Consider the following 12,968-nt stretch of genomic DNA (forward strand, 5'->3'; position numbering starts at 1 on the left):
CTTAACTTGATGGTATGGACGCCAATGATAAGAAAGAACTTATCAACGGTTTTAAGTGATATTAAGATATCAAAGAACCAAAACCTAAGATAGGTTTGTAATTTTTAATAATTTTATAAAGGAGTCCATACCATGAGTAATTATAAAGTAATAGGAATTGATTTAGCAAAAAGAAAGTTGCATTTTGCAGCAATAAATTTAGACAATAAAGTTGTATTAAAAAAAGCAATGGATCGAAGAAGCTTTTTTGAAAATTTATCAACAATGTTTCCAGAGTCAGAAACCTTTGTATTTGAAGCTTGTGGTGGAGCTCATTATATGGCTCAAAGGCTTGAATCAATAGGACATAAAGCCATCTTGCTTAAACCTAAAGATGTGAAAGCATATGCAAAAACTCGACAAAAAAATGACATTAATGATTCAATTGCAATTTGCAAAGCATCATGTGATCCCGATTTAATACACGTCAAAGCTAAAACAATAGAAGAGCAAGAAATATCTTACCTGCATAAAGCAAGACAAAATATAATACAACAAAGGATTCAGTACAGCAACTCTCTGATGACTTCATTATTTGAATTTGGCTATTTGGTAACATGCGGAAAATCTACATTTGCAAAATCTTGTCAAAATTTTGTAAATTTTGCCCTAGAAGAAGGATTTATTAACAACACTATTGCTGAACAAATGTTGCTGGATTGTAAAGAAATTGAACAATTGATGATTCGTGAACAAAGCTTAGATAAAGAATTAGCAGCAAAGAATCGGAGTTCCAAGAAGGCAAAAATTTTAGAAACTATTCCAGGAATTGGTACAATTAACGCAAGTATTTTAAGCATCAAACCGGTTGAAGCATACGATTCTGCTAAGGATTTTGCTGCTTCACTTGGAATTGTCCCGAAACAAAATAGCACTGGAGGTAAGATTATTCTAGGAAGAATAACCAAGCAAGGTGATAGATATGCAAGAACAATGCTAATACAGGCTGGTAGGTCTTTATTGATGAGAAGCTATAAAACTAATCAGACATCAGGAGCGTTATCAGAATTTATTGAAAGATTAAAAGAAAAAGGGAAATCGTTCAATGTAATTGCAGTAGCTACAGCTAATAAATTGGCTAGAATCGCTTATGCCTGTCTGGTAAAGAACAGAAATTACCAATTGGTATAATAGTACTTAAGATTTAGGATAAATTATAAACTATATAATTTTTAAACTAGATAGGGGTAAAGAAATAAAAACAAAGTAGAATAATAAAACGGCGGGTTAAAGAGATAATACATAATCATTCTGGATGAAATCCGAGCTAACGTCATGGTACCTAGATACCGCTAACTTGAGTGAATCTCTCTAGGATCTTAGGCAGAATGCAGAAACCATTATGGCACTTTGATGCCGAATATATGACTGCTTCATTTATCATTAACTGTTTTTTATTTTTAGTACTTGTTTTTAACCAGGCGTCCATATATGACGGTGCCAGAGAAGCCTATGGAATTTAATGCAAGGAAAAACAACGATAGTAATTGCCCATCGTTTATCAACGCTTTTGCATATGGATAGGATTATAGTTTTCGATAAAGGTAGAATTATTGAAGACGGCAACCATGATGAGCTACTTGATCATAACGGATTATATAAGACTTTATGGAATTCTCAAATAGGCGGTTTTCTACCTGATAAGGCGTAGAGTTGCTGTATGCATGTCAAATTCTCATTGTGAACGAATGCAAGGAGCGTGGCAATCTTAAAAATCCTGAGATTGCCTCTGCCCTCTTCTACGAATCTCCTTGCAATGAAGCAGCTTATGCAAAAATAATTCCTTACTTTCCAGCTCTCTTACGATCATTAGGATCAAGTAGAGCTTTACGTAATCGGATAGATTTCGGTGTTACTTCAACTCGCTCATCGTCCTGTATATAGCTGATTGCTTGCTCTAAGGTTAAAAGCATTGGTGGGGTTAATTTAATAGCCTCATCTTTACCGGATGCTCTAACGTTACTTAGCTGTTTAGCCTTAAGCGGGTTCACCTCTAAATCGTTATCACGGCTATGTTCACCAATAATCATCCCTCTATATACTTTGTCGCTTGGATTGATAAACATTTTTCCCCTATCTTCCAGATTCCATAGAGCGTAAGCAACTGCCTCACCATCGCCGTTAGAGATAAGCACGCCCTTAGTTCTTCCTTCAATAGTGCCTTTATAATCAGCATAACCATGGAAAATACGGTTCATGATACCGGTACCACGAGTTTCAGTTAAAAATTGGCTGTGATAACCGATCAAACCTCTTGATGGACCGATAAAAGTAACGCGGCTTTTGCCGCCGCCTGATGGTCTCATATCAGTCATTTCGCATTTTCTAAGTGATAAGGAGCTTACGACCACACCAACATAATCGTCATCAACGTCAACTTGAATTTCTTCCATAGGTTCTTGTTTATTGCCGTTTTCGCCTGTTTGGAATAATACTTCCGGTCTACTAATTGATAATTCAAAACCCTCACGTCGCATAGTCTCGATTAAGATACCAAGTTGTAATTCCCCACGTCCTGCAACTTGGAAAGCATTTGATCCGGCTGCTTCGGTCACTTTAAGTGCTACGTTACTTTCAAGTTCACGCATTAATCTGCTACCGATTAAACTCGATGTGACTTTTGTGCCCTCTTTTCCTGCAAGTGGTGAGTCATTAACGCTAAAGGTCATAGATAGAGTTGGTGGATCAATTGGTAGTGATGGCAGGGCTTCAGTTACTTCAGGTGCACATATTGTATCGGCAACGTTAGCATTTTCAGCACCAGCAATAGCGATAATATCACCAGCTGTAGCCTCATCTATAGCAATTCTCTCGAGTCCTCTAAAGGCTAATATTTTAGTGATTCGTCCATTTTCAAGTACTTTATTTTCACGGTTTAGTACTTTAATATTTTGGTTAACCTTAACGCTACCGCTTTGTACTCTACCAGTTAAAATTCTACCGAAGAAAGGATTAAATTCTCTAGTAGTAACAAGCATAGAAAAAGGTGCTTTAGCATCAGCTATAGGAGCATGTACATGCTTTACTATCAGGTCAAATAGCGGTGCTAAATCATCTGCTAGATTGTCTAAAGGATTTATACTCTCGTCAAAATTTAAGGAAGCTCTTCCTGCTCTACCTGAAGCATAAACTATTTTATCTATGAAATTAAGCTGATCATCATTTGCTTCTAATGCTACAAATAGCTCATATACTTCATCAATAACTTTGTTGATCCTTTGATCATCTCTATCAATCTTATTAATAACAACGATAGGTTTTAAACCAAGCTTTAGAGCTTTAGATAGCACAAATTTTGTTTGTGGCATTGGTCCTTCTGATGCATCAACAAGTAATACAACGCCGTCAACCATACTAAGTATGCGTTCTACTTCACCGCCAAAGTCAGCGTGTCCTGGTGTGTCTACTATATTGATACGTACATCACCCCACATAAGGGCGGTACATTTGGCAAGTATGGTAATCCCACGTTCACGCTCAAGGTCGTTAGAGTCCATAGCACGCTCTGCTACTTGTTGGTTAGCTCTAAAAGTACCGCTTTGTTTAAGCATATTATCAACAAGCGTGGTTTTCCCATGATCAACGTGGGCAATAATTGCTATATTACGAATAGATGTCATCTTTAAAAATTCTCACAAGTTTACAATAGTTTTCTGCATTATATACCAAAATAGCAAAAAATGGAATAAACTTCTTGTAAAACTCATGAATTCAATTTAAAGAACAATATATATTAACTTTTACAATTCCATTTATGAAGAAAAAAAATATTATGTCTTGATGTTGACGGAACAATATTTTTAAAGAGTTTGCATAATTACCTTGGTGAGAAATTAATGATAGCCCATAAATTGGGGATGTCTATCACCGATGAGCTAATAATACAATATACAGATGAATTTTTAAGAAATCCGTCTTTAGGTTGGAGGAATAAAGAAAGATTAGTTACTTTAATAAAAAAAGCTTGGTCATCTGAATATGAAGTGGTACTAGTATCATTTAACGATTATCCGCAAGCCGTGAAATATGCTATGACAAAAATACTTAAAGAAGATGTGGAAAAGCTACATATAGTGTCTTATTTACCGGCAGCTTTGAAGAAATATTATATGGTTCATCCCGTTTGTGACAAACAGAAGCATATAGAAGAAGCTATGCAAAAAGCAGGAGTAACAGATCCGGCAAATGTATTATTAATTGAAGATACACCACACAACGTGGAAGCTGCAAAAAAAGCTGGAATGAAAGCTGTATTAATAGAGCCACAAGATACGAGTTTTAAGATTGCTTTTGACGCTTTAATCTCTTAGACGCGAGTTTCGAATTAATATAGCATAGGATTTAGCATATCAAGAGAGATGTAATAGAAGGTTTATTATCAGACATTTGATAATTTATCAGTGCTGCAACCATATGCACAAAGGCATTTGTAACTGATCTATGCCTTGAATGCTCAAACTTCCCCAATAGTTTAATTTTACTAAACACAGATTCTATTAATGCTCTTTTAAGCAATAATATTTTATCCAACATAGACATAAGTTTATTTTTCATATTTTTCTTTACCCTAGTTACCATAAAAATTCCTTGCTCTAAAAGTTGTTGAAATAATTGTTGTGAAATATAACCACGATCTCCGAATACTTTACCAAAAAGATTTTTGATCATCAGTTCCAGCTGTTTTCTATCATCCTTATTGCCAGGGCTAAAAGATGCTTTAACTATACCACCGGCTCTATTAATTATTAGATGTAGTTTAAGTCCATAGAACCAACCTTTTGTTGTCTTACTGCGTGCTGCTATGCCGGCGAACACTTTATTCATTGAAATACGGTATCTCTTACATACCTCTATACTACTTGAATCTACAAAAGAAAGGCCATCACACTGATCCAAAATAGAATTGAATATCAGTACTAATAGTGGTAAATGTGGACCTATTATTTTTATAAATTGACTATAGCTTACTAATTGAAAATCTCTTTGATGATAAATCCATATTTGCTTCAGATAATAATTCTTAAAACAATCATAAGATGACTGCCAGTAGCCTATTATAATTGTTATTACCTCACTTCTGTTAAGTCGACTTTTAGGACCAGATTTGTTGTTATGGTTAGTAATTGAATTTGTATGCTTGTCTAATTCTTGAAAAAAATCATCGACGTAACAAAATATTTCTGTAAAATCCATTATCATAGGTTATTGCTCTTAAAGTTTTTTCAATAACCTATAAACTTTTTTCTTATACTATAAATACCATATTTTAATTAGCAATTTGTATTTTGTACTCACTTTATAACAAAAACAGTATTATCAATATCCCCGTAACCCACTGTTTATCAGCTATACAGCGACTTTTTGAATACGAAACTCGCGTTCTCTTAGGGTTTAATTCCCCTAAGGTCTGCTTCGTGATATACTAGATGCATGGAAGAAAGCAGTTATATACATAAAAGTGATAATGTCACAGTACTAATATATCATTTAGTAACACCGGCAAAGTATAGAAGAGTAATATTCAAAGAGGAACTAGACGATTATTTATGTAAAATTTGTGAGGACATAGAAGCTCGTTATGAAATTAGATTTTTGGAAATAGGAGTAGATAAAGAACATGTACATTTTTTACTACAGTCAATACCAATGTATAGCCCAACAAAAATAACTCAAATCATAAAAAGTATTACATCTAAGGAAATGTTTAAGAAATATCCAAATCTTAAAGAAAAATTATGGGGAAGTGAGTTTTGGAGTAAAGGATATTTTATGAGCACAGTAGGTAAACATGGTGATGAGCGGAAATTACGTAATTATGTAAAAAATCAAGGTTCAGGCAAACCTTCTTATAAAGCATTTCAACAAAAACAGTTAAAACTTTTTGGATAGATACCTCGTAGCTCTGCTGCGAGGAGTATCATTTGAGCTTAATAAAATTCATGGGGTTGATGTTGATTTGGAAGAACCTTTGACAGAACCAAAACTTGAGAGTAGTGATAGTGATGAGGATGTTAGTATGGGTGATGATCAAGAAGATTATAAATTTGATGAAGAATATACAGGATGGCAGCAGGATGTACCAATGTTAGGGGAACATTCAGACTAGACAAATCATAGTATGTTATTTATTCTTGATTAATAGAGCTTTTATGTACAGTAGTGTCATCACGTGGACAAGCCACGGGATGGCATGTGCACAATCTTCTAACCAACAAATAAACAGAGTTATATCGTGCAGTATAGATTATTAGGGTTGCTTTTAATAATAAGTTTTTCATATTTTGCTCAAGCAGAGTTGCCAAATAAAGAAGATAATTTTAAAGTTAGAGTGGCTATTGTTGATGTTCAATCGATTTTAGAAGGATCAATGGCTATAAAAAATTTGCGTAATAAAGTTGAAAAAATTAATCAAAAAATTCAAGAAGATATTAACGCAAAAGAAGCAGAATTTAAGCCTATGGAAGAAAACGTGATGAAAGAACGTTCTTCTTTAAGCGAAGATGAATTTGAAAAGAAAGTAAGCGAATTTTATGAAAAGGTTACCGAAGTAAAAAAAGAAATTCAGAGTAAAAAAGCAAGACTTGAACAAGCTCATGCCGAAGCTATGAGTAAAATTCATGAATTAACGATTACAATAATTAGTGAGCTTGCAGAAAAATATAGCGTTAATTTAGTCATTCCAAGTGCTCAAATTTTATATGCAAAAGATAATTTAAATATAACTTCTGAAGTAACTTTTATATTGAATGAGAGATTAAAAGAAGTCCAAATCAACTATAACTATTAATAAGTATCAATATGGCAGAATTCATACCGATTACAATTGCATACGGGGACGGGATAGGTCCTGAAATAATGGAAGCTGTGCTTTATATATTACGTAAAGCTGAAGCACGAGTCCGCTTAGAGACTATAGAAGTAGGGGAAAAACTCTATGTAAAGCACTATAGTTCAGGTATAAGCGAAGAAAGCTGGGCATCGATAGAACGTACGGGAATTATACTTAAAGCTCCGATTACTACCCCGCAAGGAGGAGGATATAAAAGCCTAAATGTTACGATTCGTAAAACATTACAGCTTTTTGCCAATATTCGTCCGTCTGTTTCGTTTCATCCTTTTACTAAAACTCAGCATCCAAATCTAAACCTAACTATCATACGTGAGAATGAGGAAGATTTATATGCTGGTATAGAATACCGTCAGACGCATAATATGTATGAGTCGGTTAAGCTTATTAGCCGTACGGGTTGTGAGAAAATTATTAGATACGCCTTTGAATATGCAGTAAAAAATAATCGTAAAAAAGTTACTTGCTTAAGTAAGGATAACATCATGAAATTTTCTGACGGGATTTTTCATAAAGTATTTAACGAAATTGCTAAAGAATATCCGCAAATTAAAAATGAGCATTATATTATTGATATCGGTACGGCAAGGCTAGCAACTAAGCCGGAAATATTTGACGTAATAGTAACCTCTAATCTCTACGGTGATATTATTTCCGACGTTGTTGCCGAAACTTCCGGTTCTGTAGGGCTTGCCAGTTCTGCGAACATCGGTCAGCATTATGCAATGTTTGAAGCAGTACACGGCAGTGCTCCCGATATCGCAGGTAAGAATATTGCTAATCCGTCAGGGTTGTTAAATTCCGCTATAATGATGCTGGTGCATATAGGGCAGGGTGATATCGCAACTATAATCGAGAATGCTTGGAAGAAGACTATAGAAGATGGCATACATACGGCAGATATATATAACAAAGACCATTCTACTAAAAAGGTCGGCACAAAAGAATTTGCCGAGGAAGTAGTAAAAAGATTAGGTCAGAAGCCAGAAAAATTACCTAAAGCAGATTATCCGTTGGTTACTAAAAAACAAGAAAGTAATACTAATTATGAAATTGACACTAAAGAGGTAAAAAAATTAGTCGGCACGGATGTATTTGTAAACATGAATGTCGCTTCTGCTCATGATATAGCAGATAAGATAAACAAGCTTGATATCGCTAATTTTGAGCTGAAAACAATCTCTTCCAAAGGACTAAAATTATGGTCTCGTGATACAAGATTTGAGACCATATCCGATCATTGGTGTTGTCGTTTTATGGCTAAAGATGAGTCAGAGCTTAAACATTTAGATATAACAAAATTACTTGAGACATTAAGCAAAGCAAATATCGATTTTATTAAAGTAGAAAATCTTTTTGAGTTTGATGGTGTGGCTGGTTATAGTTTGGCTCAAGGGGAGTAATACTCGATGAACTTCAAAAATTGGCTACGTTGTCCTACAAGTACTCCGGTACTCACGTACTAAGTGTACGCTCCGTTCCTCGTCTTGTGGACGCCTTGCTCTTTTTGAAGTTGATCTTCGTATTACAAAACTATTTATTTTATTTCTGAATATTATATGCCCAATCATACCCTCAAATTTCCAACTGCTAGCTCAGCTTTAGAAATACTTGAATTATTAAAAACCACACCCGCTGAAGCATCAATATTTTTAGATGTGGACGATACTATTATAACGCCGCAATCAGTTACTTTTAGAAAACCGCCATATAATCAAATGATTGATAGGATCAAGGCAAACAAAAATAATTATGATAATTTTGAAGAGATTATCAGTAATTGGCGTTTGCAGCGGAAAGTGATGCTGATTGATGAAGAATGGGTGCAGGTTTTAAATACTTTAAAAAATGATTATTCTGTTTATGCTATTACCCAGATTAATACAGGGCAGTCTGGTAATATTGATTCTGTAGAAGATTGGCGATATAAAGAATTGAAAAGTTCAGGTATAGAATTTTCTGGTAATGAAAAACTAACAAATTCTGGTTCAACTAAAAAAGATGACGCTGTTTTTTATAAGGGAATATTTATAACCGGTAACCATTCAAAAAGTGGTACTTTAGCAAAATTTTCTAAAGATTTACAAGCTAACTTTATTGTATTTGTTGATGATCGAAAAGATCATTTAAAAGATGTTAAGGAATATTGCGAAAAGAATAAAATCGGCTTTTTAGGTATTTGTTTGATGGGCTCAAGAATTTATCAGGTGAATCTGATCCAAAACTTGCCGAATTTCAAGAACAATATTTAATCTCTTAGGGTTTAATTCCCCGAAGGTCTGCTTCGTGATATACTAGATGCATGGAAGAAAGCAGTTATATACATAAAAGTGATAATGTCACAGTACTAATATATCATTTAGTAACACCGGCAAAGTATAGAAGAGTAATATTCAATGAGGAACTAGACGATTATTTATGTAAAATTTGTGAGGACATAGAAGCTCGTTATGAAATTAGATTTTTGGAAATAGGAGTAGATAAAGAACATGTACATTTTTTACTACAGTCAATACCAATGTATAGCCCAACAAAAATAACTCAAATCATAAAAAGTATTACATCTAAGGAAATGTTTAAGAAATATCCAAATCTTAAAGAAAAATTATGGGGAAGTGAGTTTTGGAGTAAAGGATATTTTATGAGCACAGTATGTAAACATGGTGATGAGCGGAAATTACGTAATTATGTAAAAAATCAAGGTTCAGGCAAACCTTCTTATAAAGCATTTCAACAAAAACAGTTAAAACTTTTTGGATAGATACCTCGTAGCTCTGCTGCGAGGAGTATCATTAGTTAAATACTTCTTTCTATCGATATTGTTAACTCTTTGGATAAAATTCTGATTTTTTGATTCTATCAATTAGAATTATCTATCCCCTTTACTCCAGTAGTTGTAACTTTATTAAAGTTAACATTTTTAATTTCTGCCTCGGTAAAGTCGGCATTAGTTAAGTTGCTACCAGTGAAATTAGCTTGATCAATTTTAGCCGACTTGAATATGCTATCCGTTAATATAGAGTTTGAAAAATCTGTTTTACTAACTATTGCATTAGAAAAATCGGCTTTCTCTATATTAGAGTTTTGAATTGCCGTATTTGTTAAATTAGCGTTTTTGAAAATAGCACCAGAAAAATTAACTGTATTAAATATTAAATTACTTAAATCAAAATTTGCTAAATTCATATTTGCTAGATTAGTAGTTTTTTGCAAATCTTTTACAGAAGTAATTACTGTGTTTGAGGGAAATTTACTAAAATCTTCACTATTTAAAATGATGTTGCTTGCAAAGTTAGTATTAACAAAAGTCGAATTCGTATAGTGAGTATTATTTATTTGTGAATTATAAAAAGAAGAATTGTTAAATGTAATATTTGTTAAATTAGACCCTATTAAAGCTATCTGATTTAAATTTCCTGAAGTAATTTTCACATCCGAAAAATTTACGTTTTGCATTAATGTTTTAGAAAAATTTACATTGTTGAACTGACTATTGCTTATATTCGAGTTTGATAATTCACTATTATTTAAATCGGTATTAATTACTGTGAACTGCTTGACATCGTTATTGCTAAAGACGTTATTAGTCCAGCTTAAGTTATTAAAAGTAATATTTACTCCAGCCATTTTATTAAGTCTTGCAAAATTAGCATTACTATTTTTTATCGATAAATTGTTAAATTTAATATCATTTAGGCTTACATTATTTAATAAGCTAGTATCTACTTTAAACTGAGTTAAAGTAGAGCCGCTAATTACACTACTTTGTAAATCGCATTTAACTATACTGATATTTTGCAGGGTTGAACCTTGAAAAGTAGTATAAGAAAAAATAGAGTTATTAGCCTGCACATTATTAAAATTTATCTCATTAAATATACTTTGTGTAAAATTAGAATCCTTAATTATTACGGCAGTTAATTTCGCTCTACTTAAGTCGCTAGATTCAAAATAATTATTAGTAAAATTAGTACTATTTATGATGCTTCCTTCTAAATCTGCACCATAAAATATTGAATTTTCTATATTAGTATTTTTTAAACTATTGTTTTTAAGAATGGCTTTTTGAAAATTAACTCCATCAATAGTATCATTATTCCATAATACATTTTCAAGCCTAGCATTTTCAAAATTTACATTTTTAATATTAGTCTTGCTAAAAGCAGTATTACTAAAATTTGCCTGAACAAAATTTATATCTTGCAGAGTAATATTATTAAAAATTGAGCCTTGGAAATCAGAGTTATATCCTGAAACATTTTGTATTGTCCCATTTGCAAAATTACTTTCTTGTATGATAGCATTTGTTAAGATAGCTTTTTGTAAATTAGCTCCAGTAAAATCAGCACGTAATATTTCGCATGAAGTTAAATCTACCTCTGACAAATCTTCATCTATTAACTTTACTCCAATTAGTTTTAATCCTCTTAGATTTGAGCCAAATTGTCCTTTAAGATTAACTTTAAGGTTTTTAGCATTTTGTGACATTATGTAATTCCTAATTACAGTACTTTGGTTATCAGTTAGTAAACCATTCGTATCACGTGTAGGTTCAGAGCAATTAGTCAAGGATAAAGAAATAGTAAAAATAATTATAGTTTTAAACGTTTGCTTCTTCATATTCCTCCTCATTGATTCTTCCAGTTGGAGGTATATGCAAGCTTAATAATTTTAATTTACGATGCAAAGCTGATCGCTCCATACCGACAAATGAAGATGTTTTTGAGATATTATTGTTAAACCTGCTCATTTGTGCTGATAGATATTGGCGTTCAAAAACTTCTCTAGCTTCTCTAAGGGGCATAGATAGCATATCAAAGCTATCTTCAAGTTTAGTTAAATTAACGCTGTTTGCTAGAATCTCTGAGGGTATCATATAGGGTTTAATGATTTCATTATTTCCTGAGGTGATAGGATTCATAATTAAAGTCCACTCAACAACATTGCGTAACTGTCTAATATTACCTGGCCACTCGTAAGATTGTAATGCAGCTATAGTTTCATCAGCAAAAACACGTTCTTTTAAACCTGAAAATTTTGAAAGTTGTTTAACAAAATATTTAACTAACAGCGGTATATCTTCTTTTCTGTCAAATAATGATGGTACTTTTAATGACGATACATTTAGGCGATAATATAAATCTTCTAAAAACCTACCATTATTAACTTCTTCTTGAATATTTTTAGAAGTGCCGGTGATGATTTTTATGTCAACTTTGACAACTTTCCCACAAGGTTTTTTAATAGTATGATCTTTTAAAAACTTTAATAATTTTATTTGAATTGGAACTGGGATATTGCTAACTTCATCTATATATAAAGTGCCGTTATTAGCAAACTCTAAAATAGTAGGTCGTTTGTTACTGTTATTATTACTTTCTTGCTTTTCTGCTTCACCGAATAACTCTTGATTAATTTTTTCTAAAGTCATGCAGGTAGGGCTGAAAATAATGAATGGATTATTAAATCTCTTTGATTTTTTATGAATTAACCTTGCTGTTAACTCTTTACCACTGCCTACTTTACCATGAATCATAATACGGCTGCTGGAGCTTGCCGCTTTATCTATTTCTGCTTTATATTTTAAAGTAACAGTGGAGTTACCTACTAGCTCAGTCTTATCTATAACTTTTGATTTTAAATCTATATTCTCACGCTTTAGTTTCGTGACTTCACAAGCTCTTTTAAGCAAAATAACTAATTTATCATTATTAAAAGGTTTTTCTAAATAGTCGTAAGCACCCATTTTTATAGCATTTACTGCTGTCTCTATTGTACCATGACCACTAATAATTATTACTGGCATTAAAGGATAGCGTTTTTTAATCACTTCTAGGATACCAAGACCATCCATTTCGCTTCCTTGAAGCCAAATATCAAGTACTACCGCAGATACCGGCTTTTCAGCAAGTATTTTAAGAGCTTGTGTACTATTAGCTGCAACTTTAGGACTAAAACCTTCGTCTTTCAAAATTGCCGCACAGAGATCCCGTATATCTTCTTCATCGTCTACTATTAAAACATCGATTGATGACATTGTGACCTACCCTAAAATGTTGACATAAATATATACGTTAATACC

General features: G+C 32.9%; 13 protein-coding genes and 1 pseudogene. 10 read left to right on the top strand and 4 right to left on the bottom strand.

What is annotated here, in order from left to right:
* Window positions 1–132: 132 nt before the first annotated feature.
* The 3 genes and pseudogenes from ACOAL3_RS07410 to ACOAL3_RS07420 form a co-directional block, all read left to right on the top strand.
* Window positions 133–1,170 carry an IS110 family RNA-guided transposase gene (locus ACOAL3_RS07410; RefSeq protein ID WP_419234517.1) on the top strand — a complete coding sequence of 346 codons (1,038 nt, stop codon included), beginning with the start codon at window positions 133–135 and terminating at the stop codon, window positions 1,168–1,170.
* A gap of 197 nt (window positions 1,171–1,367) precedes the next feature.
* Window positions 1,368–1,502 carry a hypothetical protein gene (locus ACOAL3_RS07415; protein WP_419234721.1) on the top strand — a complete coding sequence of 45 codons (135 nt, stop codon included), beginning with the start codon at window positions 1,368–1,370 and terminating at the stop codon, window positions 1,500–1,502.
* Window positions 1,481–1,690, top strand: a pseudogene (locus ACOAL3_RS07420) (ABC transporter ATP-binding protein); the annotation flags it as partial. The gene ACOAL3_RS07415 and the pseudogene ACOAL3_RS07420, both read left to right, overlap by 22 nt.
* 133 nt (window positions 1,691–1,823) lie before the next feature.
* Here ACOAL3_RS07420 and typA read toward each other — a convergent pair.
* Entirely contained in the window at window positions 1,824–3,659 is a 1,836-nt protein-coding gene (typA, locus tag ACOAL3_RS07425) for a translational GTPase TypA (RefSeq protein WP_419234722.1), read from the bottom strand.
* Between the two features lie 189 nt (window positions 3,660–3,848).
* On the opposite strand from typA, the gene ACOAL3_RS07430 reads away from it, so the two are divergent.
* On the top strand, window positions 3,849–4,349 hold the full coding sequence (locus ACOAL3_RS07430) for an HAD-IA family hydrolase (RefSeq protein WP_419234723.1): 501 nt from the start codon (window positions 3,849–3,851) through the stop codon (window positions 4,347–4,349).
* A 31-nt stretch (window positions 4,350–4,380) separates the two neighbouring features.
* Here ACOAL3_RS07430 and ACOAL3_RS07435 read toward each other — a convergent pair whose 3' ends face one another.
* On the bottom strand, window positions 4,381–5,238 hold the full coding sequence (locus ACOAL3_RS07435; RefSeq protein ID WP_419234519.1) for an IS982 family transposase: 858 nt from the start codon (window positions 5,236–5,238) through the stop codon (window positions 4,381–4,383).
* A 231-nt stretch (window positions 5,239–5,469) separates the two neighbouring features.
* Here ACOAL3_RS07435 and tnpA (ACOAL3_RS07440) point away from each other — a divergent pair, with 231 nt between their 5' ends.
* From tnpA (ACOAL3_RS07440) to tnpA (ACOAL3_RS07465), 6 genes are all read left to right on the top strand, one after another.
* Window positions 5,470–5,928, top strand: coding sequence for an IS200/IS605 family transposase (gene tnpA / locus ACOAL3_RS07440; protein WP_419234618.1), 459 nt, complete (start codon window positions 5,470–5,472; stop codon window positions 5,926–5,928).
* Complete coding sequence (locus ACOAL3_RS07445; protein ID WP_419234724.1) at window positions 5,921–6,145, top strand: hypothetical protein; 225 nt, start codon at window positions 5,921–5,923, stop codon at window positions 6,143–6,145. Before tnpA (ACOAL3_RS07440) ends, ACOAL3_RS07445 begins: the two co-directional genes overlap by 8 nt.
* A gap of 126 nt (window positions 6,146–6,271) precedes the next feature.
* Window positions 6,272–6,826 (top strand): OmpH/Skp family outer membrane protein, encoded by a 555-nt coding sequence (locus ACOAL3_RS07450; RefSeq protein WP_395477194.1) that lies wholly within the window; start codon window positions 6,272–6,274, stop codon window positions 6,824–6,826.
* An 11-nt stretch (window positions 6,827–6,837) separates the two neighbouring features.
* Window positions 6,838–8,289 carry an NADP-dependent isocitrate dehydrogenase gene (locus tag ACOAL3_RS07455; RefSeq protein ID WP_419234725.1) on the top strand — a complete coding sequence of 484 codons (1,452 nt, stop codon included), beginning with the start codon at window positions 6,838–6,840 and terminating at the stop codon, window positions 8,287–8,289.
* Window positions 8,290–8,445: 156 nt separating this feature from the next.
* A complete protein-coding gene (locus ACOAL3_RS07460; protein WP_419234726.1) occupies window positions 8,446–9,138 on the top strand; it encodes a DUF2608 domain-containing protein in 693 nt (230 codons plus the stop codon).
* Window positions 9,139–9,188: 50 nt separating this feature from the next.
* A complete protein-coding gene (gene tnpA / locus ACOAL3_RS07465) occupies window positions 9,189–9,647 on the top strand; it encodes an IS200/IS605 family transposase (protein WP_419234544.1) in 459 nt (152 codons plus the stop codon).
* 98 nt (window positions 9,648–9,745) lie between these two features.
* Here tnpA (ACOAL3_RS07465) and ACOAL3_RS07470 read toward each other — a convergent pair whose 3' ends face one another.
* The gene (locus ACOAL3_RS07470; protein ID WP_419234727.1) at window positions 9,746–11,518 is read right to left on the bottom strand and encodes a pentapeptide repeat-containing protein; all 1,773 of its coding nucleotides are present in this window, start codon (window positions 11,516–11,518) and stop codon (window positions 9,746–9,748) included.
* Complete coding sequence (locus tag ACOAL3_RS07475) at window positions 11,487–12,923, bottom strand: sigma-54-dependent transcriptional regulator (RefSeq protein WP_395477199.1); 1,437 nt, start codon at window positions 12,921–12,923, stop codon at window positions 11,487–11,489. The genes ACOAL3_RS07470 and ACOAL3_RS07475 overlap by 32 nt, the downstream gene beginning before the upstream one ends.
* Between the last annotated feature and the right edge of the window lie 45 nt (window positions 12,924–12,968).

The sequence above is a fragment of the Rickettsia endosymbiont of Nabis limbatus genome (genome assembly GCF_965196655.1).
Classification (GTDB): domain Bacteria; phylum Pseudomonadota; class Alphaproteobacteria; order Rickettsiales; family Rickettsiaceae; genus Rickettsia.

Bases quoted from the DNA above. Each gene is read 5' to 3' on its own strand.
- ACOAL3_RS07475 (WP_395477199.1), bottom strand. From the start codon at position 12,923: ATGTCATCAATCGATGTTTTAATAGTAGACGATGAAGAAGATATACGG.
- ACOAL3_RS07460 (WP_419234726.1), top strand. From the start codon at position 8,446: ATGCCCAATCATACCCTCAAATTTCCAACTGCTAGCTCAGCTTTAGAA.
- typA (WP_419234722.1), bottom strand. From the start codon at position 3,659: ATGACATCTATTCGTAATATAGCAATTATTGCCCACGTTGATCATGGG.
- ACOAL3_RS07410 (WP_419234517.1), top strand. From the start codon at position 133: ATGAGTAATTATAAAGTAATAGGAATTGATTTAGCAAAAAGAAAGTTG.
- tnpA (WP_419234544.1), top strand. From the start codon at position 9,189: ATGGAAGAAAGCAGTTATATACATAAAAGTGATAATGTCACAGTACTA.
- ACOAL3_RS07455 (WP_419234725.1), top strand. From the start codon at position 6,838: ATGGCAGAATTCATACCGATTACAATTGCATACGGGGACGGGATAGGT.
- ACOAL3_RS07470 (WP_419234727.1), bottom strand. From the start codon at position 11,518: ATGAGGAGGAATATGAAGAAGCAAACGTTTAAAACTATAATTATTTTT.
- ACOAL3_RS07435 (WP_419234519.1), bottom strand. From the start codon at position 5,238: ATGATAATGGATTTTACAGAAATATTTTGTTACGTCGATGATTTTTTT.
- tnpA (WP_419234618.1), top strand. From the start codon at position 5,470: ATGGAAGAAAGCAGTTATATACATAAAAGTGATAATGTCACAGTACTA.
- ACOAL3_RS07415 (WP_419234721.1), top strand. From the start codon at position 1,368: ATGCAGAAACCATTATGGCACTTTGATGCCGAATATATGACTGCTTCA.